Source organism: Nonomuraea marmarensis, from assembly GCF_043197025.1.
In the GTDB taxonomy this organism is placed as follows: Bacteria; Actinomycetota; Actinomycetes; order Streptosporangiales; family Streptosporangiaceae; genus Nonomuraea; species Nonomuraea marmarensis.
The window spans coordinates 1-25,256 of sequence record NZ_JBICRM010000056.1; the positions used below are offsets into that span (position 1 = coordinate 1).

The following is a 25,256-nucleotide window of genomic DNA, read 5'->3' on the forward strand; positions in this document are numbered from 1 at the left end:
GACCAGCGGGTACGGCGGAGGCGTTGCGCGAGGCTGCCAACAGATGTCCTTCCGAGGGCTCGCGGCGGACTGACTACACGCACGCCAGACAACCTCGCAACGTGAGCAAGCATCGCGGGTCGTCAAAAAGGCAGCGTGGAAGCACGAGCGTACTCGCTCTAATTTAATTTGTCCACGCTAAAAAGACCAGTCTTCCCGGTCGCATTTTCAGGATGACGTATGCCGCCCCGCTTGTCAATCCCCAAACCGCCGCCGAGCGTTTCCTGGAGGCCGCGCTCGGCGGCAGCATCGCCGGCTTGATGGAGGTGCTGGCCCCGGACGTCACGTCCGGTGGCTGTCCTCGATCGCGCTGGCCCAGTCCTCGCCTCGGCTAGCGCAACGTCCTGTCACACTGACGAGAGCACGTCGAGAAGCGTGCCTGGCAAAATCGGGATAATGTGGCGCCCTCTGGAGGAGATCGACAATGTCGATGGACCCAGGCACCCACCTTCAACCATCTGGCGTGGAAAACGTTCTGCGAGAAGGAGGACGCGTGACAGTGGCACGAGTACTGGTGCTCGGTCTCGATCCCGCCAAGATCCAGGGCTGGGACCCCGAGCCGGTCCAGGCGGCGATAGCACGCGGTCAGGCCCGTTTCGACGATCATGGTATCGAGGCCGACTGGTGCCTGGTGGCGCTCGACGAGAACCCCGAAGGAGCGATCGTGGAGGCGCTGACCCGCAAAGACTACGTCTGCGTGGTGATCGGGGGCGGCATCCGCACGCACGAGCCGTTGCTCGAATTCTTCGAGAAGGTGGTCAACCTGGTCCGGCAGCACGCGCCCGACGCAGCCATCGCATTCAACAGCAGCCCCGAGGACTGCGCCGACGCAGCTCTGCGGTGGCTGCGCTAGCCCAGCAGGGCAGGTGCCTTGGCCAGGGCTTCCAAGGCTGGCCGACGAGCGCGCTGGACGAACCCGCACGTGCGATGGCGGGCTCCAGTGCCCTCTCGGCGCGCGCAATTTCGTCGAGCCGGGCGAGCATCTTGGGGTTGACGTGCAGCATCGGGCAGGCAGTTCTTGCCCTTCCCGGGCGGAGGCCGGGGAAGGGCTTGCCTGTGGTCAGCCGTTCATGGTCTTGGCCAGGGAACGAGGGCGCAGGTCGGTCCAGTGTCTCTCGATGTAGTCCAGGCAGGCGGCGCGGGTGTTCTCGGAGAAAACGATGGTCCAGCCGACGGGGACCTCAGCGAAGGAGGGCCACAACGAGTACTGGTTCTCGGCGTTGACCAGGACCAGGAAGCGGCCGTCGGCGTCGTCGAACGGGTTGGTGGTCATGCTTGGTCCCTTTCGGAGTCCGACGGGGCGGTCGGCGCGCCGTCGAGGATGGTGATCAGATCGTCGGCCAGACGCTGGACGGTGGCCTGGTCGAAGAGTTCACTGGCGTGTTCCAGCAGGCAGGTGACGGGGCCGTCACTGTGCGGTTCGTAAAAGCTGAACGTCAGGTCGGCGTTCAGGGCGCCGGTCGGCACGTACTCGATGGCGCCGTGGCGGCGACCTCGAGCGTCCCCCTTCCTGTCAGTCCACCGCCTGGTCTCCCTAGAGGTCATCGGGCCACGGCCAGGCGGTAGTTCTCGTCGGTGGTGAGGAGGTTCCGATGGGTGTCCTCTGCGGTGATGACGCCGCTTTCCAGGACGAGGACACGGTCGGCGGCGTCCAGGAGGGCCGGGCTGCTGGTGATCACGATGGTGGTGCGGTTCTGGCGTAGCTTCGCGAGGCTGCGCGCGATGAGCTGTTCGGTGACCGCGTCGACGGCTGTCGTCGGGTCATGCAGGACCAGGATGTCAGCGTCGGCGGCGAGGGCGCGGGCCAAGGACAGCCGTTGGCGCTGCCCACCGGAAAGGTTCGCGCCGCGGTCGCGGACGCCGTAATCGAGTCCTTCGCGGTGGAGGGCGACGACGTCGGTCAGCATGGACGCCTCGACGGCCTCGGGGACCATACGGCCGGCGCCCGCCGGGTCTATGTTCGTGCGGAGGGTGCCCGCGAAGATCTCCCCGTCGTACGGGTTCACCAGCATGTGCTCGCGGACCGCCTCGATCGACAGGTCCTCCATCTCCCGCCCGCTGACCCGTACCACACCCTCATACGTGCCGGGCGGGACGTGCACGGCCAGGATCGACGCGAGGTCGGCGGCCGCGCGCGGCTGGTAGGCGGCGATCGCCACGAACTCGCCGGCGGACACGTGGAACTTCAGCTCGCGCAGGGACCCGTATCGCACGCTGTCGACCTCGAGGTCTCCGCCTGCGGACAGGCGCTCCGGGCCTGGGGTCATCACTGGAGGCGCGGCCAGCACCAGCGCCATCCGCTCGGCCGACGCGCGCGCGATCATCACGTACTTCGGCATCTCTGAGAACAGCCTGAGCGGTTCCATGATGAACTGCGCCAGCCCCACGGCCATGACGAGCTCTCCGATGGTGATCTGGCCGTTGAACGCCAGCCAGCCCGCCGTCAGGGTCACAGCGGCGGCGAGGATCGCATTGAGTGCCAGCGCGGTGCCGGCGTACGCGCCGTTCACCTTGGCGACGGTTATCGCCTGGCTTTTCGCCTCCGTACTGACCTTCCGGTAGGACAGGAACGCCGCGTGGTTGCCGCCGAAGCCGTGCAGCGGCCGCAGGCCGATGATCAGGTCGGCGACCTTCGCGCCCGCGCGCGCCACCCGGGCCTGCTGTTCGCGGGTGCCGGCGCCGATCCGTTTGGACATCACGCTCAGGATCGACAGGATCGCGATGGTCCCCACGATCACCAGCAGGCCGAGCCGGACGCTGGCCAGGCCCAGCGCGACCGCTGTGATCAGTACCGCGACCAGTGAGCTGATCAGCAGCGGCACCACCTCGATGATGTCGGCGGTCTGGTCGGCGTCCTCGGTGGCGATGGTCAGGACCTCGCCGGACTTGAGGTCGACGCTCCTGGCCACCGGTTGGAGTCCGCAGGCCGCGACCCGCACCCGCCAGCGGTGTGCCTCGGTCGTGTTGGCCTGCTGCAGGATGCGCATCCCGAACCGCCACGACAGTGACACGGTCGTGATGATCACGGCCAGCGCGGCGATCGACAAGCCGAGAGAGCCGAGGCTGCGGTCCCGCATCGTGTGTTCGACGATCAGGCCGAGCGCGATGGGGAAGGCGGTCTCGCCGGCCTGGTACATGCCCATGAGGATCGTGCCCCAGGTCATGGCGCCCGCGTTGCGCCGCAGTGCGGTCCAGAGGATGTCGGACCCCGTGCGGGGCCGCTGCTTGTCAGGAGTTGTCATCGAGGTGCCGGGCAATCGCTTCCGGGGTTCGCAGGGTGAGCAGATCACGAACGGTGATCGCGGGACCGTACTCGCGGCGGAGCAGCCCGATCAGCCGCACCGCCAGCATGGAGTGCCCCCCGAGGGACATGAAGTCGCTCACCGCGCTCACCTCGTCATCATTCAGGTCCAGGGCCTCGGCGAAGAACTCGCACACCACGGTCTCGGTCTCGGTCACCGGGCCACGCTCGCCCGAGGTGGTCAGCGCGCCCAATGGCCTGGCCTCCGGCAGCGCCTTGGCGTCGGCTTTCCCGTTCACTGTCAGCGGGATGGCATCGACCTGGGCGTAGTGTGTGGGGCGCAGGTAGTCCGGCAGCCCGGCGCCCACCTCGGCAGCGACCGTCGCCAGGTCGGAGTCGCCCAGTACGAGGTACGCGGCCAGCCGGTACGCGCCGTCGACCTGCGGGTCGGGCTGGGCGACCGCGGCGGCGAACCGCACCGCCGGATGTGCCGCGAACGCGGCCTCGACTTCGCCCGGCTCGACCCGGTGCCCCCGGATCTTGACTTGCTGGTCGGTGCGGCCCAGGTACATCAGGTTCCCGTCGGGCCGCCGGACCGCGAGGTCCCCGGTGCGGTACATGCGCTCGCCAGGTTCGCCGAACGGGCACGCGACGAACCGGTGCGCGGTCTGGGCGGGCTGCCCGAGGTAGCCGCGCGCGATGCCGATACCCGACACGTACAGTTCACCGGGCACGCCGTCCGGCACGGGCCGCAGCCACGGGTCCAGCACGTACACGTCGGTGTTGTCGATCGCCACGCCCACCACCGGGTCCTGGCACTCGAAGGTGCCGACGCCGAGGGTGTTGATGGTGTACTCGGTGGGTCCGTACAGGTTGTAGCCGACTGTCCCCTCGGTCTCGGCGAGCCGTCGCCACAACGCCGGGGTGACCGCCTCGCCGCCCAGCAGCACCAGCGCGGGTCGCCGGGCGGGGTCGTCGAGCAGCCCCTCGGCCACCAGCTGCTGTGCGTAGGTGGGGGTCACGTTGATGACGTCGATCCCGTGCTCAAGGCAGTACGCGACCAGCCGGGGCGCGTCGCGTCGCAGTTCCTCGTCGCAGATGTGCACCTCGTGGCCATCGGCGAGCCACAGGAGTTCCTCCCACGACATGTCGAACGCGAACGACACGGTGTGCGCGATCCGGAAGACCCGGTGGGCGTGCTCCACCAGCACCGGCTCGAAGATCCGGCGCTGGTGGTTGATGAGCATGTTGGTGAGCCCGGCGTACTCGGTCACCACGCCCTTGGGCTTCCCGGTCGATCCGGAGGTGTAGATCGTGTACGCGGGGTGTCGCAGGCGGTCCGGGTCGTCCGGCGCGAACGTCATGAAAGGCTCGGCCTCGGGCAGGGGGCGGTCCAGCTCGATCAGGTCACCGGTCAGCCGGGGAGAGACGGCGCTCACGGTGAGGATCACGTCGGGGCGGGCGTCCGCGACGATCGCGGCGATCCGCTCGTCCGGGTGGTCCAGCTCCAGCGGCACGTACGCGGCGCCGACACGCAGCACGGCGAACAGCGCCACGATCGAGTCGAGAGAACGCGGGATCGCGAGACCCACGGTCATCTCAGGGCCGATGCCGCGCTGGGCGAGCACACCCGCCACCGCGCGACTGCGGTCCCGAAGCTGGGCGAAGGTCATGGTCCGGCCGTGGGCGACGAGTGCGGTCTGCCGCGGGCTGCGGTCCGCCGCCTGGTCGAACCGGTCGACCACGGTGTCCGTGCCGACGTCCATGCGTTCGGCCGGCTCAGGCTCCGGCCCCGAACCTCGCAGCGCGCCCACCGGCCCGGTCGCGCGGGCCAGATCTTCGAGCACGCGCAGGTAGTCGTCCAGGAGAGCACGGGCGCGCTCCGCGTTGTCGTCGCGATACTCCAGCTTGACCGTGAGCCGGTCGCCGGGCGTGACGACCCAGGTGAACGGGTAGTGCGTGGAGTCATCGGCCCGCACCGCGATGATGCCGTGCCTGGCGTTCATCTTGGCGAACGCATCCATGTCCAGGAAGTTCTGGAGCACGAACAGGTTGTCGAACAGGGTGTCGTGTCCACTGGCCCGCTGGATCTCGCCGAGCCCCAGGTGCTCGTGCTCCATCGCCGCGACTCTGGCCGCCTGCACGGCGGACAGGTACTCCCGCACCGTGTCATCCGGCCGTGCCCGCGTCCGCATGGGCACGGTGTTGAGCAGCACGCCGACGATGTCGGCCAGGCCCTCGCCCTCCCGGCCGGAGACGGTCACGCCGAACACCGCGTCACTCCGGCCTGTGTGCGCGCCCAACAGCAGGCCGAACGCGCCGGTCAGCACCGAGTTCAGCGTGACACCGTGCATCCTGGCCGTTTCCCGCAGCAGTTCCGACTGTTCGGCGGACAGTGTGTGCACGAGTACGTGCGGCAGCTCGTCCGGAAGCGACGGTGATGGTCCGGCGAGCAGCGTCGGGCCTGGGAGGCCGGTCAGGTGCTCCGCCCAGAAGCGTTCGGACACAGAGAAGTCCTTGGCGTCGAGCGCCCGGGCGTAGTCCTCGAAGCTCGGCGTGGCCGGGGCCGGGTCCAGCGGTTCTCCCGTGACGACGGCCTGGTAGGCGTCGAACAGGTCCCGCAGCACGATCTCGCGTGACCAGCCGTCCCACAGCAGCAGGTGGTAGCTCAGCAGCAGGCCGTCGCGGCCGTCGGGCAGGCGCACCACGGTCAGCCGGATCAGCGGCGGCTCATCCGGGTCGAAGCCCGTGTCGCGGTCCTGGGCGCGCAGGGCTTCGACTTCCGCGTCCGTCGACAGCACGACCGTGCGGACATCGACCCGCCGGCCCGCTGCGAGGACCTGGACCGGGTCTCCGTCGACGTCGGTGGTGAAACCGGCGCCCACGACCGGGTGCCGCGCGATCACGTACGCCATCGCCTCGGCCAGGGCGTCGGTGTCTAGACGCCGGTCGAAGGTGAAGTAGTTCTGGGCGACATAGTGTCCGGCCGGGCCCGCCAGCTGGGCCTGGAAGAACAGGCCTTTTTGGAGCGGGGTCACCGGCGCCGTCCACTCGGCCGTCGCGGAGGCGTCCGCGATTCGCTCCAGCGCGCGCCGCCAGTGCTCGGTGAGCTCGTCGGGGATGCCTTCGGCGAGGGTGAAGGCCGCGCGCAGGCTCCCGGTGGCCGCGTCGATCCACGCGTTGACCTCTACGGCGTACGGGCTGCCCTGGTCGCCGCCGGTGATGTGTAGCGACTGGGACTCGCTGCCCCGGCCGAGGTAGTTGAACAGCACCTGTGGGCGCGCGTTCAGCAGCGGTGCCGTCTGCGGGTTGAGGTACCTGAGCTGGCCGTAGGCGACATGCCCGCGCTCGTCCGGCTGGCGTTCGGTGAGCTCGCGCGCCGCCGCGACGGGGTCGGTGTGCGCCGTGAGCCGTACGGGTGCGATGGAGGTGAACCAGCCGACCGTGCGGGTGTAGTCGTGGTGTTCGAGCACCGGGACCCGGCCATGCCGCTCCAGCTCGATCGCGAGATCGGTGGGCGACGGTTGGATGTGCGTCAGCGCGGTTCGCAGCGCGCCGCACAGCAACTCGGTGAGACCGACGCCGAGTACGGCGGGCGCGGCACGCGTCACGCGGGCGGTCACATCGGGCGCGACCTCCACAGTGGTCTCGCGCAGCCTCCCGATCACGGGCAGCAGCGCGGGCGCTTCGAGCGTGGTGACCCAGCGCTCGAGGTCGTCGATCACATGGGCGGACCGGACCGTCAGCGCGTCGGCGTACTCGGCAAAGGACGTGGTCGGCGGCGTCAAGGCCGTCCTGCGCATGGCGGCGGCCAGGTCGTCCAGCAGGACCAGCCAGGACACCGAGTCGACGGCGAGGTGGTGGACGGCGACCACCAAGGTCCGGCTCGCCGCCAGCCACGAGAACGCGATCACCCCCCCGGACTCGGGATCGAGCCGTCCGGCGGCTTCGTTCGCCGCGGCCGTCGCGTCGGCCGGGTCCGTCCGGACGACGGTGACCTCGTGGGCGGGTTCGGTGCGCAGCGCCCACACCCCGTGCTCGACGCGCAGCCGCAGCCGGAGGGCCGGGTGCGCGGCCACGATGGCGTTCGCGGCGCGCTCGGCGTCGGCGAACTCGGTTCCCTCGGGTGCTACCAGTGTCCTGGCCTGGGCGAACCGGGCGAGAGAGCCGCCCAGTTCCCGTTGGCGCAGGATGATCGGCGTCGGTGTCAGCGGGCCGTCCTCGCGGCGGGCGGGCGCGGACGCCGTGGCCGGCGGCGTGCGCGTCCCCAGGTGTCCGGCGAGTGCGCGCGGCGTCCTGAACAAGAACACGTCCCGTGGGGCGATGGGCAGGCCGAGCGCCCTGGCCCGGTTGACCACGGTGATGGCGACGATGCTGTCGCCCCCGGCCCTGAAGAAGTCGGTGTCGCCGTCCACATCGCAGCCGGGTAGCGTCTCGGCGAAAATGCCGGTCAGTGCGGCCAGCGTGGAATCACTCGCGAGCACCGGGGTGTCGTCCTGCGCGGCGCGCTCGCTCAGGGCCTTCCGGTCCAGCTTGCCGTTGACCGTCAGCGGCAGGGTGCCGACCCGCAGCACCCGGCCCGGCACCATGTGCGCGGGCAGCTTCGTCGACAGGAGGCCGGTGAAGTCGTCGGGCACCCGACCCACGACGTGCGCGACCAGGTGATCGCCGCTGTCGGCCACGGTGATGGCCACATCGACCACGCCGTCGAGCTCCCTGATCGCGGACTCCACCTCGCCGGGCTCGATGCGGAAACCCTTGAGCTGCACCTGATCGTCGGCGCGGCCGGTGAACTCCAGCTCGCCGTCGAGCGTGCGGCGGGCGAGGTCGCCCGTGTGGTACATGCGGGAGCCGTCGTCCGCGAACGGATTCGCCACGAACCGGCCCGCGGTGAGCCCCGGCCTGCCCAGGTAGCCGAGCGCCACCTGTTCGCCGGCGACGTAGATGGCGCCCACCAGGCCCGGCGGCACCGGCCGGAGCCGGTCGTCGAGCAGGTAGATGACCAGGCCGGGGATCGGGCCACCGATCGGACTGACGTCGTCGCCGAAGGCGAAGTCCTCGTCGGTCAGCACCCGGTGGGTGACGTGGACGGTGGTCTCGGTGATGCCGTACATGTTGACCAGCTCGGGCGAGCCGGTGCCATGCCGCTCGACCCAGCCGCGCAGCCGCCCGAGATCCAGTGCCTCGCCACCGAAGATGATCCGGCGTAGCGAGGTGACCGGCTCGCCGGCGTGCCGGTCGGCCTCGTTGAACTGGTAGAACGCCGACGGGGTCTGGTTGAGCACGGTCACTCCGCGCTCGCGGACCAGCCGGTGGAAGTCGACGGGGGAGCGGGTCAACCCGTACTCCGGCACCAGCAGCTCACCGCCGTGCGCCAGCGCGCCCCATAGCTCCCACACCGCGAAGTCGAAGGAGTAGGAGTGGAACTGGACCCACACGTCGTGCGGACCGAAGTCCATGTCAGGCTGGGTGTTCGCGAGCAGCGTCACCACGCTGGAGTGCGGGACGACGACACCCTTGGGTCTGCCGGTCGATCCGGACGTGTAGATCACGTACGCCGGGTCGTGCCAGCTGACCTCGGGCGCGGTGGTGTCCAGCGGCAGCTCGTCTTCCTGCACGAGCACGCGGGCCGGCACGTCAGCCCTGGCCGACAGCTTCGTGAAGCGGTCCCGCTGTTCCCGGTCCACGAGAACGACCTGCGGGGCGGCGTCAGCGAGGATGTACTCCAGCCGTTCATCCGGGTACGCCAGATCCAGCGGCACGTACGCGCCGCCCGCGGTGACGATCGCGACCAGGGCGACGACCTGCTCAAGGGAACGCGGGACAGCGACGGCGACCCGTTTGCCCGGTCCGACCCCGGCTGCGCGCAGCGCCGAGGCCAGCTCGTTCTTCGCCTCTGCCAGTTCGCCATAGGTCAGCGATCGGGTGATGCCGTCGAGACCGCATTGGGTGACGGCGGTGGCGGCCGGGTCGCGGTTCGCGGCGGCGTCGAACAGTCCGCCCAAGGCCGTCGGGGTGATCCGCGCGGAGTGTCCGGCGCCGTGCACCAGGTCGTTCGGCCGGGTGAGCAGGCCGGTCAGGGTCCGGGTGAACGTGCGCAGGATCGCCTGGGCGTGCGTCTCCCGCAGCAGTTCGCCGTCGTAGATCAGGTTGAAACGCGGCCGGCCGTCGAGTGCGCGCTCCACCACCAGCGTCAACGGGTAGTGCGGGGCGCCCTCGTTCACGATGCCGGTGATGACGAACTCGTCGCCAGGCCGTCGCAGACTGTCCACATCGGTCGCGACGTCGAACACCACCAGGGTGTCGAACAGGGGGCCGCTGCCGATCTGGCGGCCGATCCTGGTCAGCGAGACATGCTGGTGCGGCAACACCGCGCTCTGGTGTTCCCGCACCGAGCCGAGCAGTTCGCCCGACGTGGTGGTGCCGTCCCATCGGGCGCGCACGGGAATCGTGTTGATGAGCAGCCCCACCAGGTCCTTGATGCCCGGCACATCCGCGTCACGCCCGGACACGGTGGAACCGAACACCACGTCCTTGCCGTGCACGATGCCGCCCAGCGTCACCGCCCACGCGCTGTGCACGGCGACGCTCAGCGGCGCACCCGCCGACCGGACGGCCGCGTCGATGTCGTCATCCGGCTCCACAGCGGTTTCCGCGAACCGGTCGGACGGGGTGTGCCCCTCGGCGACCAGCGAAGGGCCGGGCAGGCCGGCGAGCTGATCGCGCCATACCCGGTCGCTCTCGTCATCGTCGCGTGCGGCGAGCCGGCGCACGTAGCCGGGGAAGCCGATCTGCGGGTACACGGTCCCTGGTGCGTGATACTCGGCCAGTAGCGCGCGCAGCATAGGGGGCACCGACCAGCCGTCGGCGATGATGTGGTGCACGGTCTGCACCAGGACGTTCTGGCTGGAACCCGTGCTGATGAGGGTGTACCGCATCAGCGGGCCGGTGGCCAGGTCGAACCCGGCGCGGCGGTCCCGCTCGGCGTAGTCGCGGATCTCGTCGTCGGTGATGCCGGGGCGCTCCAGCATGGCGAACGGCGCCTCCACCCCGCTCTCCAGCACCGAGACCACGCGGCCGTCGGCGAGGGCCACGAACCGCGCGGCCAGGTTGGGGTACAGCGCGAGCAGCCGGGTGGCCGCCGCCGCGAGCCGGTCGGCGTCCACAACACCGTCCAGCGTCAGTATCTGCTGCTCGACGTAGCTGCCCGCCGAGTCGTCGTCGAAGACCGAGTGGAAGTACAGGCCCTCCTGCAGCGGGGTCAGCGGCAGGATGTCCCGCAGCGCCGGGCCGTCCAGGACGTCGACATCGGCCTGCGTGAGAGACACCGCGCCGAAGTCGCTGGGGGAGTGGCCGCCCTGGTCCAGCGCGGCCAGCCCGGTCAAGGCCACCCGGAAGTACGCGCCGATCGTCGCGGTGTCCTCGTCGGCGAACACCCCGTCCGGCCACGAGATGGTGGTGACCAGCTCGTACTCGCCGGTCGAGCCGGGTTCGGCGATCGCGTTGAACTCCAGGACGCGCGGCATGCGCATCCTCGGGTCGCGCTTTTCGCCCAACTGCCCCGTGGCGCCCGCGAGCTGCCAGTCCCCGGACGCGCCCGCGTCGAAGCGGCCCAGGTAGTTGAACAACACCTGCGGGGCGGACGCGTCGAACCGGGTGCCGGTCAGGTATCGCAGGGCGCCATAGGACACGCCGTTGCTCGGCACCTGAGCGAGGTCTTCCTTGACCGCCTTGAGTGCGGCGGACAGGTACTCGGGGGCGGTGAAATCGGCCGTCGCGCCAGGGTCCACGGTCACCGGGAAGAGCGTGGTGAACCAGCCCACGGTCCGCGACAGGTCCGGCTCGAAGTCGACAGCGCCCGCGACGAACCGTCCTTCGCGGCCGTGGCCCTCTAGTTCGATGTGCGCGAACGTCTGATCCTGCCCGAGGTCGCGGCGCCACCGGGCGAGGGCGACGGCGAGCGCGGTCAGCAGCACGTCGTTGACGCCCGCGTGGAACCTCGCGGGAATCTCGCCCAACAGCGCGGCTGTGACCTCGGGGTCGACCGAGACGGCCCGAACCCTCTCACGTGCGACGATATCGGATTCGGACAGTGGACGCCTGCCCAACGGTCCGTCCGCTCCCGGCAGGGGACGCTGGAAGTAGCCGCGGTCCGCGTCGAACGCCGCGCGCTCCAGCAACTGTGTCCAGCGCCGGAACGACGTGCCCACCGGAGGCAACTCGATCAGCGTGCCGGAGGTGAGCTGCCGCCACGCCGTGGCCAGGTCCTCCATCAGGACCCGCCATGACACGCCGTCGATCACCACGTGATGGATGACCACGACCAGTTGTCGTGCCTCGCGCCGCCAGACGGCACGAAGCATCACGCCGTTGTCCGGGTCCAGCCCGTCGGTGGCGAGCTCGACGCACTCGTCGAGCGGCCGGTCGCTCTCCTGGCACCCCGCGAAGGCCGGGTCCGCCTCCGGGATGTCGAAGCCCCAACGGTCGCCGCGCACCACCTTGGCGCGCAGCATGTCGTGCCGCTTGACCACGGCGGCGAGCATCTCGCCGAGGGCATCGGCGGTCAGGTCCGCCGGGGTGTTCAGCACCACCGACTGCACGAAGCCGTCGATCGCGTCCGTGCTCTCGCCGAGCCACTGCACGATGGGCGCCCCTGCGACGGAACCGGTCGCGACATCCCCGCGGTCCACAGTGGAGACATCATCACTGCTCGCCACCGCCGCCAGCGCCCCCACGGTGCTGTTGGTGAAAATCTGCGTCGCCGTGACATAGAGGCCCGTGTCGCGCAGCGCGCTCAGCAGCGAGATCGCCAGAATGCTGTCTCCGCCGAGTCTGAAGAAGTCCTGGTCGACACCGACCTCGTCCAGCCGTAATACCGACGCGACCGCCGCGCACACCACGCGCTCGTTCTCGGTGGTGGGCGGGATGAACGAGCCCCCCTCGATCGCCGGATCCGGCAACGCGCTCCGGTTCAGCTTGCCGTTCGGAGTGAGCGGGAACTCCTTCATCACGACGATGTGCGCGGGCACCATGTACTCGACCATGTGCTCGGCCGCCCACGCCTTGACCTCGTCTCCCCGCAGGTCCTCGCTCCCGGCCACCGGGATCACGTACCCCACCAGGTATGTGCCGCCCGCCGTGTTCTTCTTCGCGATGACACAGGTATGCCGTACCCGGGGGTGCTCCGCGAGACCGACCTCGACATCCTCGATCTCCAGCCGCATGCCGCGGATCTTGATCTGGTTGTCGGCCCGGCCGAGGAAGTCCAGCGACCCGTCCGGGGCGAACCGCGCGAGGTCACCGGTCCGGTACAGCCGGGACCCGTCCCCGGCGAAAGGATTCGCCACGAACCGGGATGCCGTCAGGCCGGGCGCGTTGACGTACCCGCGCCCCAGCAGGAATCCGCCCACGTACAGCTCACCGCCGACACCGACCGGGACCGGGCGGAGCTCCTCGTCCAGTACGTACAACTCGGTGTTGGGGTTGGCCTTGCCGATCGACGTCGACAGGCGTTCCGCCGCGCCTCGGTAGATGACGTGCGAGACACCGATCGTCGTCTCGGCCGGGCCGTAGCCGTGGTACATGGGGATGTCGAGCCGGGTGCGGAACCGTTCGTACAGCTCCGGGGTCAGCACCTCGCCGCCGCACCACACGTGCCTCAGACTGTCCAGCCGCCCGGAGTCGCCCGCGATCTCCAGCAGTACGTCCAGCATGGACGACACCAGGTACGTGAAGGTGACGCGCTGCTCGCTGATCACGTTCAGCAGGTGGTGCGGGTCGCGTTCACCGCCGGGCCGCAGGACCACCAGCCTGCCGCCGTACACCAGCGGCAGGAAGATCTCGTTGATGGAGATGTCGAACGACAGCGGCGCCTTGAACAGCGCCGCGTCGTCGTGGCCGAAGCCGAGGATCTCGTTACCCTGCCACAGCAGGCGCTCGCTGATCGCCTCGTGCCGGATCATCGCGCCCTTGGGCCGCCCGGTCGACCCGGACGTGAAGATCACGTATGCCAGGGCGGGACCGGGGATGACGACCTCGGTGTTCTCGGTGGGATACGAACCGAACTGCCAGTCGTCGAGGTCGACGGCCACGGCTTCCGGTTCACCCGCGTCGTGCTCGCCGGAGTCATCGAGCTGCACCACGACCTGGGCGTCGTCGATGACGACCGCTCGGCGAGCGGCCGGCCACTGCGGATCGAGCGGCACGAATGCGCACCCCGCCTGGAGCACGCCCAGCAGACCGATCACCATCTCGGCGGAGCGACCCAGCGAGATGCCGACGACCTGTTCGGTGGTGAGTCCGCGTTCGACCAGGTGGTGGGCCAGCTGGTTGGACAACTCGGCCGCCTCACGATAGGTCAGCGATCGATGTTCATCGACGATGGCGATGGCGTCCGGCCTGGTCCGAGCCTGCTCGCGGAACATCTCCACGATGGTCGGGCGGACCCGGTCGGCCTTGTTGTCGTTCCACTCGGCCAGGGCTTCGAGCCGTGCCGTCACACTGGACGGGCTGATGGTGTCTATGGGCCGATCCGGGAAGTCGGCCAGATCGTCCAGCGTGAGCTGCGCGTCGGTCAGCGCGACGCCCTCGGGGACGGTGATGCTCCGGCCGTCCGCGCCGACCTCCCAGCCGCCGACCCCGTCCCCGCCGTTGTCGACCCATCCGAGGACGTCGGCGAACAGAGTGCCGGAGGTGAGGTCGAGGTCGTCGGGGCTCTGGCCCGTCGCCCAGTAGGCCAGCCCAATGGCGCACGCTTTGGTGATGGTCCTGTCGGAATATTCGCCGGTCCGCCGGCGCACATCGGCCAGGCGCGCGGGAGAAAGCAGTGCGAGACGAGTACTCGGTTCCATCATCGAAGACTCAGCCGTCCCTTTCAAATATGAAGATTCAACGTTCCCTAACTGCCTTCTTGCCACGCACGCCACAGTCGCGCGTACCGGCCGCCCAGAGCCACCAGTTCCTCGTGGGTTCCCTGCTCCACAACGCGTCCCGCGTCCAGCACGGCGATGCGGTCCGCCGCCATTGCCTGGGTCAGCCGGTGCGCCACGAACAGCGTGGTGCGGCCCAGACACGCGGCCGACACGGCCCGCTCCAACTCGGCGGCGCCCTGGCTGCCCGCCTCCGCGGTCGACTCGTCCAGCACCACTACCGGCGATCGGCCCAGTACCAGCCGAGCCAGGGCGATCTGGGCGACCTTGGTGCCGTCCAGGCGCTCACCGCCCTCGCCGACCACGGTGTCCAGCCCATCGTCCAGCGCCGCGACCCACGTATCGGCGCCAACCTTGCGCAACGCGTCCATCAGCTCGGCGTCGGTCGCCTTCGGCGCGGCCAGCCGCAGGTCGTCGGCGAGCGGACCGGAGAACACATGCGTCTCCTGCGTCAGGATGCTCACCAGGGCCCGCGCCCCGGCCTCGTCCAGGTCGGCGAGATCGGTCGATCCGATGCGGACCGACCCGGCCTGCGGGGTCCCGATGCCCGCGATCAGCGCCGCCAGGGTCGTCTTGCCCGCGCCCGTCGCCCCCACCAGCGCGAGCGAACCGCCCGCCGGGATCACCAGGTTGACATCCCGCAGGACCGGCCGCTCGGAATCGGGATAGCTGAACGTCAGCCCCTCCACCGTCACCGGATACGGCTCGGCGTCTGCCGACGCGACGGCCACCCGACCCACCAGCCTTTCCTCCGTGGCCTCGTCCAGCACCCCGACCAGCCGGGTCAGACTCGCGCCCGACTTCTGCGCCTCGTCGAAGGTGAACATGATGGCGCCCAGTGGGTTGAACAGCCGGTGGAACAGCAGCGGGGCCGCCGACACCTCGCCCAGGGTGGCGGCATCGGTCTCCAGCAGGACGTACCCCACCACGATGATCAGGACCAGCCCGATGAACTCGGCGCGGTTCTCCCTGCCGACGAACCGGCCGAAGAACCGGAACACTTCGACGCCGAGATCGCGTACCCGCCACGACTCGCTGGTGACCTGCTCGCGGAAGGCGTCCTCAAGGCGGTACGCCCGGACGGTGTCGATCCCGTTCAGGCCACTGATCAACGCCTGCGCGCGATCGGCCTGGGCTTCCCGCTGCTTCTGGTAGAGCGGTGCGGACCGAGGGAGATACCAGCGCAGGGCCAGCCCGTACGCGGGCAGCGCGCCGGCACCCGCCAGGCCGAGCCGCCAGTCCAGCCCGAACATGCCGACCGTGGCGATGACGACCAGCACTCCCGACGAGAACACCGTGGGGATGGCGGTCCGGATGCCCTTGGACACCACGGCCACATCGTCACCGACCCTCGACAGCACGTCGCCCCGGCCGACCTGCTCGATCCGCGCGCTCGGCATGCCCAGCACCGCCCGGACGGCGCCTTCCCGCAGCCGCGCGAGCAGATCCGCGCCCAGCCGCCCGATCAGGTACGTCGACGCCGCGGTGGCCGCCGAGCCGAGCAGCGCGGCGGCCACCATCAGCACCCCGATCGTGACCAGGATCGACTGCGGTTCGCCCTCGACCACCCCGTCGACCACCTGGCCGAGCAGGAGCACCGGCAGCACCTGGAGCGCCGCCCCGGCCACCGTGGTGAGCACGGTGGCGATCGTCAGCCATGGCACGTCGCGGGAGTGCGCCGCGACCCATCGGGTGGCCTCGCGTCCGGTCGCCGTGCGCAGGATGGTCGAGGCGACGCGCGTGTCGGTGGTGCTCACGCCCGGACCACGGCAGGTCGGTGATAGGACACGTTTACCGGCATCTCTAGCCGGCCGACTTGACGAGTTCGTCGATCGCGTACGGCAGGGACAGCAGGGTGCCCTGCGACATGGCCGCGCCGATCGCCGGGCCCTCGCTGTCCAGCAGGTACGACACCTTGCCGTTCTTGACCGCGGGCAGGTTGGCGAACAACTTGAACTTCTTCAGCGCCTCCTGGTCCGCCTGGTCGGCGATGACGAAGATGTGGTCGACGTCGATCAGGTCGATGCGTTCGGGAGACAGCACAGTGTAGAAGCTGCCGCCCGCGATCTTGTCGATCTCTGTCGCGCCCTTGAAGCCGATGCCCGACACCAGTCGTCCGCGCACGTCGGTGGTGGTGAACGGCGCGACCGAATTCTTGTACCAGGACACCGCGACGGCCGTTCGGCCTGCGAACTCCGGGTTCGCCTTACGGGCCGCGTCGAGCTTGTCCTCGATGTCCTTCACCAGCTGCGCGCCCTCGTCCGCCTTGCCGAGCGCCTTGGCGATGTGCACCGCGTTGTCCTGCCACGGCGCACTGAACGGCTCCGCCTCGCCCTTGGTGCGGCCCACCGTTGGCGCGATCTTGGAGAGCCGGTCGTAGGCGGCCTGGTCGATCTCGGAGTAGACCGCGATGATCAGATCCGGCCGCAGGGCGGCGATCTTCTCATAGTTCGGGCCGGAGTCCCCGTTGGTCATGATGACCGCGGGGCGGGTGTCGCCCCACTTGTCCTTCACCCAGGGCCACTGGGTGTTGATGTCGGGAGTCTTGCCCGGCGGGTTCGGGTACTGGTCGACCATGCCGACCGGCTTCACACCGAGCGCCAGGATGGCCTGGTCGTCGGTGTAGCCGACGGAGACGACCCGCTCGGGAGCCTTGGTGATCTGCGTGGACCCGAACGCGTGCTCCACGGTGACCGGGAACGCGCCACCCGTGGTGGCCGCGGCCGTGCCGCTCGGCTTGTCCGCCGAGTCGGAACCGCATCCCGCGATGAGGCCGACGCTGAGGGTCGCAGCGGACAGTACCGCTGCGAACCGCCGCAAGGTCTTCATAACTGGTGTTCGTTGGAGCATTCGGAATCCCTTGCTGTCGTGCGATCCGCTGCGACCCTGACTGGAGCAGGAAAACCGTAACATGCGGAGGTTAGGCGAGGCTAACCTTACTTTGATCGAGCTGGACGTGGCTGCGACCGATCGGCCGGTCGGCCACCGTCAGCCCTTCCGGTGCGACCGGGGCCGGCCTATCCGCGCATCCCCCTTCTGAGGTTCGCCCTCACCAGCAGGTAGACGAGGAAGGGGCCGCCGATCGCGGCGGTGACCACGCCGACCGGGAGAGTGGCCGGCAGCGCCGTACGCGCCACCAGGTCCGCGCCGATCAACAGCAGCGCGCCCACCAGCCCGGAGGCCACCAACGGCGGCGTCGGGTACCGCGACAAACGCATCGCCACCTGCGGCGTCACCAGCGCGACGAACGGGACCGGGCCCGCCGCGCTCACCGCCACGCCGGCCAGCAGCACCGCGCACAACAGCAGGACCGCCCGCACCATCGAGTACCGGACACCCAGGCCCGCCGCGACCTCGTCACCGAAGTGCAGCGGCCTGAGGTGGAACGCGACGCACGACACGACGGCCATGAGGGCGAGCGTGCACCACAGCGCCACCCAGACCTCGTCCCATGATCGGTTGTCCAGCGAGCCGACCAGCCACGCCTGGGCACGGGCCACGTCCCGGATGTCGGCCGTGACCAGCAGCCAGATCGTGATCGCCTCCATTACGGCGCTCACCGAGATGCCGATGAGGATGAGCCGGAGGCCATCGATCCCGCGCCGCCACGCCAGGAAATACACCAGCAGACCAGTGCCAAGGCCGCCCGCGAGTGCCGCCGCGGACAGACCCACGGAGTTGACGATCGCCGCGGCGGCCCCACCCGACACCGTCACCAGGAATACCGCGACCGCGCTCGCGCCCCCGGTGATCCCCAGAATGTCCGGGCTGGCCAACGGGTTGCGCGCGATGGACTGCGTGATCGCCCCGGACACCCCCAGCGCGACCCCCACGATGAGCCCGGCCAGCGCGCGCGGCATCCGCAGGTCCATGATCACGAACTCGTCGACCCGCTCACCCTGGCCGAGGAGCGTGGCGATCACCTGGGGCAGGCCGATGGAAAAGTCCCCGACGCCGATGGACAGGCAGAACACCAGAAAGGTCGCCGCCACCAGCAGCAGCGTGACGAATACCATCCAGGGTCGCCACACGAACGACGCGGAGCCGAGCCGTACGCCCGGCGCCACCGACTGCTTCACCGCTGTCTCGTTCATACCGTCTTGAACTTTCCGCGCCACACCAGCGCCGCGAAGAACGGGGCGCCGACGAGAGCGAGGACGACGCCCGCCGGTAACTCGCCCGGTCGTGTCGCCACGCGCCCCACGATGTCGCAGACCAGCAGGACAACGGCGCCGAGCAGACCCGCGCACGGCACCAGCCAGCGATAGTCCGGCCCGGTGAGATACCGGGCCACGTGGGCCACCATGAGCCCGAGAAACGCGATGGGGCCGCACGCCGCCGTCGTCGCGCCCGCCAGCAGGGTGATGGCGACGATACCGACGGTCCGGCTCAGCGTGATGTTCACCCCCAGCGCCCGCGCCACATCGTCACCCAGGTTGAGCAGGTTGATAGCGGGCAGTGTGGTCAGCGCCAGCACCAACCCGGCCACGATGAACGCGGCCACCGGCCAGATGACGTCGAATCCGAGACCGGCCACAGAGCCCGCGTTCCAGAACCGCAGCGCGTTCAGCGACGCCTGGTCCGACAGCGCGACCGCCGTGGTCATCGCTGCCAGGAACACCGTGACCCCCTGCCCGGCCAGCGCGAGCGTCAACGGGCTGCCCGCCCCCCGGCCGATGCTCGCCAGCCCGAACACGACGACACCGGCGACCGCCGCCCCCAGGAAGGCGAACCAGATGTATTGGTACGGATTGGCGAGCCCGAACAGGAGGGTCACCGATACCACGGCGAACGAGGCGCCGGAGTTCACCCCCAGCAACCCCGTGTCGGCGATCGGGTTACGCGTGTACCCCTGGATCAACGCCCCGCTGACCCCCAAGGCGACGCCCGCCACGATCGCGAGCACGGTCCGGGGGACGCGCACGGTCTGCACGATGAGTGTGATCTCGGTGAGCCGCTGGTCGGAGCCCGGCGCCGTGAACAACCCGTGCCACACCTCCGCGGGACTCAACGCGCGCGCACCGACAGCCAACGACACCGCCCCCGCGACCAGGAGAACCAGCACAAGCGTGCCCAGGCCCACAACCCGCCGCCGGCGGGCCTCTGTGGCCTCGGACGCGGGACGTTTCGCCACGGTCGTACTCATCGACGTACGTTTTCCTTTGATCCACCGGGAATACGCGGCCAGAGGACCATCACGAGCCTCGATCCGCTGAACGGTCCGCTCTCTCGAGAGCACCTTGACCGGAAACGGCCCGGCCGACAGCGGACGGTCGGGACGCGTGAGCGGCTGCGGCTCGCGTGTTCTCCGAAACCCGCCAGCTCGATGCATCAACTTAGGTAAGTCTATCCTTAGTATCTGGCCGACGGTAGGGACGGAGTAGGACTGCGCATGGAGAACACCTTCGCCAAGTTCGGGTTTCCCGGTAAACCCGGTACCGACGAGTTCTGGGCGGCGGCGAGGGCACCGGCGTCGGTACCTGCCGGCGACCACGGCGGCTGGGTGACCCTGTTCCTGTGGCGCGGGTCCCCGGCGAGCATCGGCTTCGAGAGCTGGTCGGAGCCGGTGCCCCTACGCCGATGGGGCCATACGGACTGCTGGTACGCCGAGGTGGTCATGCCGGCGCGGCTGCGGGTGACTTACCAGTTCCGCACGGACGACGCAGCGTACGCAGACCCGTTCAACCCGGTCGGTGCGGGCGGTGACCGGTCCATCGCCGCGACTCCGGACGCCCCTGCCCAGCCGCACTGGCCTGCCATCAGCACCGCCGACGTCCTGCCCCTCCCGCGTACCCGCCTCCGCTGGACCAGCGAACGGCTCGGCGGACGGCGCTCCGTGCGAGTCCACGCGGCGGGCGGTGGCGGACCGATGGTCCTGCTGCTCGACGGGGACGACTGGCTGTACCTGCACCCGGCCATGACCGCGTTCGACTCGGCAGTCGCCCATGGCGAGATGCCCGCCGTCACGCTCATCTTCCTGCCCACTCAGGCCAGGGACGCCGAGTTCGGGTGCAGGCCCGAGCTGTGGGAGGCGATCCGGGACGAACTGCTGCCGCTGGTAGCCGAAAGCGGCGTACCTGCTGACCGAGACCGGCTGGTGGTCGCCGGGCAGAGCCTCGGCGGGCTGAGCGCGATGCACGCGGCACTGGAGTTCCCGGATCTGGTGTCCAGTGTCGCATGCCAGTCGGCGTCGTTCTGGTGGACACCCGGCGCCGTAGACCTGGCCGACCCCATGGGTGGCCCGGTCGGCGGTGCCATCGCCGCGCGCCTGCGGGAGCGCCCCGACCTGTCCGGTCTGCGGGTCGCGTTCGACGTGGGGGAACACGAGACGCGGATGCTGCCGCACTGCGAGCTGGTCGAGACCCTGGCCGAACAGGCCGGTGCGACCGTGCGGGTTTCGCGGTCGGCCTCGGGCCACGATCGAGCGGGCTGGCGACACGCCCTGCTCAGGGGTGTCGCCTGGGCGCTCGCCTAGACGTACTCGGCCATCAGCGCGAGAACGCGTAGGCGCTGCGGCCGCTGTCGCTCAGCCGCCCGGCCACCGCATCGACGATCTCCCCGGCCCGCACGGCGGTGTTGGACAGCAGAGTTGAGGTCAGGCCGTGGGTGTGCTCGGTGGCTCCTTGCACGTAGATGCCACAGCGCAGGTGGGTGGAGGTGGCGATCCGGTAGTCGCGCTCGACGCGCAGGGCACCCGAGGGCAGCCGCTCGCAGTGCTCGCCGATGGCGCCCAGCAGGGTCAGCGGGTCGCCGGGCCGGTAGCCGGTGGCGTAGACGAGCACATCGGCTTCCAGGACGGTCCGTTCCCCGGTGGGCAGGAACTCAACGGTGGCGCGCACGCCCTCGGCGTCCCGGGCGACCTCGACGAGCCTGGAAGCGTTGAGGATGCGCAGCCGCTGCTCGCCCTGCACTTTTTCCTGGTAGTGCCTGCGGTACAGCTCGTCGATGAGGTCGAGGTCGACCACGGAGTAGTTGGTGGAGGCGTGGTAGGCGCGCAGGCTTTCCTTGACCGTCTCGGGCGCGCCGAAGTACTGGTCGACCGCGACGGGGTCGAAGATGCGGTTGGCGAAGGAGCTGTCGTCGGCGGGAGTGTAGCCGTACTTGGAGAACACCGCGCACACCTCGGCGCCGGGGAAACGGCCATGCAGGTGGTCGGTCACCTCGGCGGCACTCTGGCCGGCACCGACCACCACTAACCGGCGGGGGTCCGTGACCGAGGGGAGCCTGTCCAGGAGCTCTTCGCTGTGCCAAATGCGTTCGTCGCTGACCATCCCGTCGGGCAGCATCGGAACCAGGCCGACGGCGACGATCAGGTTGCGGGTGCGGCGAGTGCTCAGCTCCCCCTCGCCCTGGCGGACCACCACGTCGAGGTATTCCACCATGCCATCGACGGTGACGGGAGTGACCGCGACGACCTCCGAGCCGTACTCGACCTGGTCGGTGAAGGGTGACGCGGCCCACTCCAGGTAGTCATGGAATTCCACGCGAGAGGGGAACATCGTCTTGTGGTTGATGAAATCCAGCATCCGGCCATGCGCCTTGAGGTAGGACAGAAAGCTGAACTCGCTGGTGGGGTTGCGCATGGTGACCAGGTCCTTGAGGAAGGAGACCTGCATCGTGGTGCCTTCAAGGAGCATGCCGCGGTGCCATCCGAAGGTGAGTTGCTTCTCCAGGAACACCGCGTCAATTCGCTTGCCGGTACGCGCCTGGCGCTCGCGCAGCGCGATGGCCAGGGCGAGGTTGGAAGGTCCGAAACCGATGCCGACGAGGTCGTGGATGGGCTGCTCGGCAGTGGGCATGGAAGGCCTTTCGAGGGTGGGAATCCATGGTGGAATCAAGGTCCAACTTAGGTTAGGCTGGCCTAATTAGGCGAGCCTAACCTTTATCCCACTCACCTCACAAGGAGAGCGCTGATGCGGGTCGTGATGTTCGGCTACCAGACCTGGGGGCATCGCACACTCCAAGCCCTACTGGGCTCCGGGCACGACGTGGTACTGGCGGTCACTCACCCCCAGAGCGACCACGTCTACGAGAAGATCTGGAGCGATTCGGTGGCCGAGCTGGCCGAGGCCCACGGCGTCCCGGTCCTGCTTCGCAACCGCCCTGACGACGAACTCCTGCTCACCCTCAAGGAAGTCGAGCCTGACCTCATCGTCGCCAACAACTGGCGCACCTGGATACCGCCTGAGATCTTCACCCTCCCCCGGTACGGCATCCTCAACGTGCATGACTCGCTGCTTCCGGCCTACGCCGGCTTCTCCCCGCTCATCTGGGCGCTCATCAACGGCGAGAAGGAGGTCGGCGTCACCGCCCATATGATGGACGCCGAACTGGACGCCGGGGACATCGTGGTGCAGCGCGCCGTCCCGGTCGGCCCGGGCGACACCGCCACCGATCTGTTCCACCGCACCGTCGACCTCATCGTCCCCATCGTCGCCGAGGCCTTGGATCTCATCGCCTCCGGCCATACCGACTGGACGCCCCAGGACCGCTCCAAGGCCAGCTTCTTCCACAAGCGTTCGATCGAGGACGGCAACATCGACTGGACCTGGCCCGCCGAGGACATCGAACGACTGGTGCGCGCCCAGTCCGACCCCTACCCCAATGCTTTCACCTACTACAAGGGCGAGTGCATCCGCATCCTGAAGGCCTCGGTCTCCAAGGGCATCTACGGCGGCATCCCGGGCCGGGTGTTCATCCGCGAGGGCGACGGCATCGTTATCGTCGCCGGCGCCGAGGCCCGCCGTGGCCGCAGCCACGGCCTGGTGATCGAACGGGTCCGCACCCAGGGCGGCACCGACCTGCCGGCCGATGAGGTGTTCAGGACCATGGGCGGTTACCTGGCCCGCCACCCGTGAGCGCCTCCTTCACCCTTGCGTGCGCCGGAAATCCACCCGCGCAGGCCAGCGCTTGGTCGGTGCCGGCGCCCTGAACTCCGTATTCGTCCGCGCGCTGACCGGCGGCACGTTCGGACCCGAGGCCAGGCTGCTCGCACTGCTGGTCTGCCTGGTGCCCACCATCCTCCTGCTGCGGCGGGCCGCCCGCACCGGCCAGATCCGGCGCCGCTCGCACCGCACCAAGCTCTCCCCTGACCACCCGGCATGGAGGGAACGGACGATGCCGACCGGCGCTGTCCAGGCCGATCATCAGCTCGGGCCTGGACAGCGTGTTCTTGAGCACTCAGCCGTCCTCTCTCGCCGCCGTCCTCTCATGCTGCGCCTGGTTCACGAGAACCCAGCCTGGGCCATCGCCGGGGTGGACCAACTTCCTGCGCTCGCCAGCCGAGGCTCTTCTGGCCTGCGATTTCATCAAGACCGTCATCCTTTACGGGCAACACCGGCGGCGCTGAGGAGGGCGGGGTCAGGCGGTCCGCACGCCCCGGCTCGCGGCCAGCGCCGTAAGCATCTCCTCGGACGGGGAGCCGGTCAGGGCGGTGTAGACCACGAGGTACAGGTCCGGATCGGCGGTCGGCGCGAACGACTCCCAGTTGAGCGTCATCGTGCCCACCTCGGGATGACGGAAGCGTTTGACGCCGTACGTGCAGTACGTCACGCGATGATCGGCCCAGAATCGGGCGAACTCGGCGGAGTGCGTGAGCAGCTCGTCGACCAGCTCCTGCGGCCGCGGGTCGGTCCCGGCCCGGCCCAGCGCGCCCCTGAGCCAGGCGGCGCACTCCACCGCGACCTCCTCCCAGTCGACGAAGACGTCACGCGACTTGGGATCGAGGAATATCCAGCGGATCTCGTTGCGCTCGGCGCGGGGCATGGCCCCGAAGTCGGTCATGATGGCCGCGCCCATCCGGTTGATCGCCACGATGTCCAGGACCTTGGTCATCAGGAGCGCCGGCACCGGGTCGAGCATGTCCAGCATCATGCGCAGCGTCGCCCGCGGCCGGATCGGCGTCGCGCGGACCGGTGACTCCGGCGGGGCGCCCGGATCCTTGAGCAGCTCGCGCAGGTGGCGGTGCTCCTCCGAGGTCAGCCGCAGGACGCCGGCCACCGCCTCCAGCACCTGGTCGGAGACGTTGCCGACGCGGCCCTGCTCCATCCTCGTGTAGTAGTCGACGCTGACTCCGGCGGCCAGGGCGAGCTCCTCGCGGCGCAGCCCGGCGACTCGGCGGCCGTCGGTACGCCAGGGCAGACCCACGTCCCGCGGGGTCACCCGAGCCCGTCGAGAACGCAGGAACTCGCGCAGCTCGTCTGGGCGCTTCATCTGGCCAGTATGCATCTGCGCAGGTAAAGCCCTGGTCAGCGGGTCACCTTGGTGAGTATCGCCGGAGCCGCTCTCCGTACCCGCCTGCTTCCAGCACGGCGACCGACGGGCCGGCCAGCAACTCCAACTCCTCGATGACCTCCTGCAGCCGCCCCACGGCGCGCAGGGTACGGCTCAGCAGCCCATCCAGATCGGTGGTGTCGGGGTGCAGGCGGGCTTCCTCCAATTCCGCGCGCAGCGCGGCGACGGGTGTACGCAGCGCGTGGGCGGCATCCGCACCGAGCCGGCACTGCTCCTCGAGCAGGATCCGGACCCGCTGCTCGACCTCGGCGGATACGGCGTCCAGCACGTGCGGGTGCCTTCGCGACGTCGATGTGGTGATGGCGCACACTTCGCTGCCCCCTTCGATGAGTGAACTCACCCAGTTAAACGCCGGGATACATGCGCATATGGGGCTCCAGCTGGCCCTTCCGAAACTAGGTCTCGCCAGTACCACCCTCATCGACGCGGTCCTCCGCATCCACCGCCCGGACGCGTTGACGAGGGCGAGAGCTACTGCCCCGCCGGATCGTCCACTACACCGAGCACGTCAGAGATCCCGATGGTGCCGCCCACGGGGTCACCTTGGTGGGCGCGGGAGTCGAGAGCGATGTCGCGGTTGTCGCTCATGAGCCAGAGCCGACCGCGCGGCACCTGAACGTCGAATTTCGGGTACGAGGCCGGAAGGGATTTCAGGTACGGCTCGTCCAACGCGTGGCCGTCCACCTCCAGCCGCCCCCGGGCCTCGCAGCACTTCACGGTGCTTCCGGGCACCCCGATGACTCTCCCACAAGTTC

At 69.3% G+C, this 25,256-nt stretch carries 15 protein-coding genes and 1 pseudogene; 4 read left to right on the top strand and 12 right to left on the bottom strand.

Translation table 11 applies throughout. From position 1 onward, the window contains the following. Positions 1-212 precede the first annotated feature (212 nt). Both ACFLIM_RS47110 and ACFLIM_RS47115 read left to right on the top strand, forming a co-directional pair. Positions 213-374: a hypothetical protein gene (locus ACFLIM_RS47110; RefSeq protein ID WP_393176853.1), complete on the top strand. Its 162-nt coding sequence runs from the start codon at positions 213-215 to the stop codon at positions 372-374. A gap of 158 nt (positions 375-532) precedes the next feature. Beyond that, the gene (locus ACFLIM_RS47115) at positions 533-892 is read left to right on the top strand and encodes a hypothetical protein (RefSeq protein WP_393176855.1); all 360 of its coding nucleotides are present in this window, start codon (positions 533-535) and stop codon (positions 890-892) included. A 207-nt stretch (positions 893-1,099) separates the two neighbouring features. Here the strand turns inward: ACFLIM_RS47115 and ACFLIM_RS47120 are convergent, their stop codons facing one another. From ACFLIM_RS47120 to ACFLIM_RS47155, 8 genes are all read right to left on the bottom strand, one after another. Beyond that, positions 1,100-1,312, bottom strand: a complete 213-nt coding sequence (locus ACFLIM_RS47120; RefSeq protein WP_393176857.1) for an MbtH family protein — start codon at positions 1,310-1,312, stop codon at positions 1,100-1,102. Then, positions 1,309-1,506, bottom strand: coding sequence for a hypothetical protein (locus ACFLIM_RS47125; protein WP_393176859.1), 198 nt, complete (start codon positions 1,504-1,506; stop codon positions 1,309-1,311). The genes ACFLIM_RS47120 and ACFLIM_RS47125 overlap by 4 nt, the downstream gene beginning before the upstream one ends. Positions 1,507-1,580: 74 nt before the next feature. After that, complete coding sequence (locus ACFLIM_RS47130) at positions 1,581-3,281, bottom strand: ABC transporter transmembrane domain-containing protein (protein WP_393176862.1); 1,701 nt, start codon at positions 3,279-3,281, stop codon at positions 1,581-1,583. Beyond that, on the bottom strand, positions 3,268-14,133 hold the full coding sequence (locus tag ACFLIM_RS47135) for a non-ribosomal peptide synthetase (protein ID WP_393176864.1): 10,866 nt from the start codon (positions 14,131-14,133) through the stop codon (positions 3,268-3,270). Before ACFLIM_RS47135 ends, ACFLIM_RS47130 begins: the two co-directional genes overlap by 14 nt. Positions 14,134-14,177: 44 nt before the next feature. Then, on the bottom strand, positions 14,178-15,965 hold the full coding sequence (locus ACFLIM_RS47140) for an ABC transporter ATP-binding protein (RefSeq protein WP_393176866.1): 1,788 nt from the start codon (positions 15,963-15,965) through the stop codon (positions 14,178-14,180). 46 nt (positions 15,966-16,011) lie between these two features. Then, positions 16,012-17,037, bottom strand: a complete 1,026-nt coding sequence (locus ACFLIM_RS47145) for an iron-siderophore ABC transporter substrate-binding protein (protein ID WP_393176868.1) — start codon at positions 17,035-17,037, stop codon at positions 16,012-16,014. Positions 17,038-17,225: 188 nt separating this feature from the next. Continuing rightward, positions 17,226-18,302: a FecCD family ABC transporter permease gene (locus tag ACFLIM_RS47150; RefSeq protein ID WP_393176870.1), complete on the bottom strand. Its 1,077-nt coding sequence runs from the start codon at positions 18,300-18,302 to the stop codon at positions 17,226-17,228. Continuing rightward, positions 18,299-19,354 carry a FecCD family ABC transporter permease gene (locus ACFLIM_RS47155; protein WP_393176873.1) on the bottom strand — a complete coding sequence of 352 codons (1,056 nt, stop codon included), beginning with the start codon at positions 19,352-19,354 and terminating at the stop codon, positions 18,299-18,301. The genes ACFLIM_RS47150 and ACFLIM_RS47155 overlap by 4 nt, the downstream gene beginning before the upstream one ends. Before the next feature lie 246 nt (positions 19,355-19,600). On the opposite strand from ACFLIM_RS47155, the gene ACFLIM_RS47160 reads away from it, so the two are divergent. After that, the gene (locus ACFLIM_RS47160; protein ID WP_393176876.1) at positions 19,601-20,683 is read left to right on the top strand and encodes an alpha/beta hydrolase-fold protein; all 1,083 of its coding nucleotides are present in this window, start codon (positions 19,601-19,603) and stop codon (positions 20,681-20,683) included. Positions 20,684-20,696: 13 nt separating this feature from the next. Here ACFLIM_RS47160 and ACFLIM_RS47165 read toward each other — a convergent pair whose 3' ends face one another. Then, positions 20,697-22,007, bottom strand: a complete 1,311-nt coding sequence (locus ACFLIM_RS47165; RefSeq protein WP_393176878.1) for a lysine N(6)-hydroxylase/L-ornithine N(5)-oxygenase family protein — start codon at positions 22,005-22,007, stop codon at positions 20,697-20,699. Between the two features lie 114 nt (positions 22,008-22,121). Here ACFLIM_RS47165 and ACFLIM_RS47170 point away from each other — a divergent pair, with 114 nt between their 5' ends. Further along, the gene (locus ACFLIM_RS47170; RefSeq protein ID WP_393176880.1) at positions 22,122-23,066 is read left to right on the top strand and encodes a methionyl-tRNA formyltransferase; all 945 of its coding nucleotides are present in this window, start codon (positions 22,122-22,124) and stop codon (positions 23,064-23,066) included. A gap of 502 nt (positions 23,067-23,568) precedes the next feature. Here ACFLIM_RS47170 and ACFLIM_RS47175 read toward each other — a convergent pair. From ACFLIM_RS47175 to lepB, 3 genes and pseudogenes are all read right to left on the bottom strand, one after another. Then, positions 23,569-24,420, bottom strand: a complete 852-nt coding sequence (locus ACFLIM_RS47175) for a helix-turn-helix transcriptional regulator (protein WP_393176883.1) — start codon at positions 24,418-24,420, stop codon at positions 23,569-23,571. 43 nt (positions 24,421-24,463) lie between these two features. Further along, entirely contained in the window at positions 24,464-24,769 is a 306-nt protein-coding gene (locus tag ACFLIM_RS47180; protein WP_393176886.1) for a histidine kinase dimerization/phospho-acceptor domain-containing protein, read from the bottom strand. Positions 24,770-24,972: 203 nt separating this feature from the next. After that, positions 24,973-25,254, bottom strand: a pseudogene (lepB, locus tag ACFLIM_RS47185) (signal peptidase I); the annotation flags it as partial. Positions 25,255-25,256 lie beyond the last annotated feature (2 nt).

Coding starts and splice junctions, on each gene's coding strand:
- ACFLIM_RS47110 (WP_393176853.1), top strand. CDS start 213: ATGACGTATGCCGCCCCGCTTGTCAATCCCCAAACCGCCGCCGAGCGT.
- ACFLIM_RS47120 (WP_393176857.1), bottom strand. CDS start 1,312: ATGACCACCAACCCGTTCGACGACGCCGACGGCCGCTTCCTGGTCCTG.
- ACFLIM_RS47130 (WP_393176862.1), bottom strand. CDS start 3,281: ATGACAACTCCTGACAAGCAGCGGCCCCGCACGGGGTCCGACATCCTC.
- ACFLIM_RS47135 (WP_393176864.1), bottom strand. CDS start 14,133: ATGATGGAACCGAGTACTCGTCTCGCACTGCTTTCTCCCGCGCGCCTG.
- ACFLIM_RS47145 (WP_393176868.1), bottom strand. CDS start 17,037: ATGAAGACCTTGCGGCGGTTCGCAGCGGTACTGTCCGCTGCGACCCTC.
- ACFLIM_RS47150 (WP_393176870.1), bottom strand. CDS start 18,302: ATGAACGAGACAGCGGTGAAGCAGTCGGTGGCGCCGGGCGTACGGCTC.
- ACFLIM_RS47155 (WP_393176873.1), bottom strand. CDS start 19,354: ATGAGTACGACCGTGGCGAAACGTCCCGCGTCCGAGGCCACAGAGGCC.
- ACFLIM_RS47160 (WP_393176876.1), top strand. CDS start 19,601: ATGGAGAACACCTTCGCCAAGTTCGGGTTTCCCGGTAAACCCGGTACC.
- ACFLIM_RS47165 (WP_393176878.1), bottom strand. CDS start 22,007: ATGCCCACTGCCGAGCAGCCCATCCACGACCTCGTCGGCATCGGTTTC.
- ACFLIM_RS47170 (WP_393176880.1), top strand. CDS start 22,122: ATGCGGGTCGTGATGTTCGGCTACCAGACCTGGGGGCATCGCACACTC.
- ACFLIM_RS47175 (WP_393176883.1), bottom strand. CDS start 24,420: ATGAAGCGCCCAGACGAGCTGCGCGAGTTCCTGCGTTCTCGACGGGCT.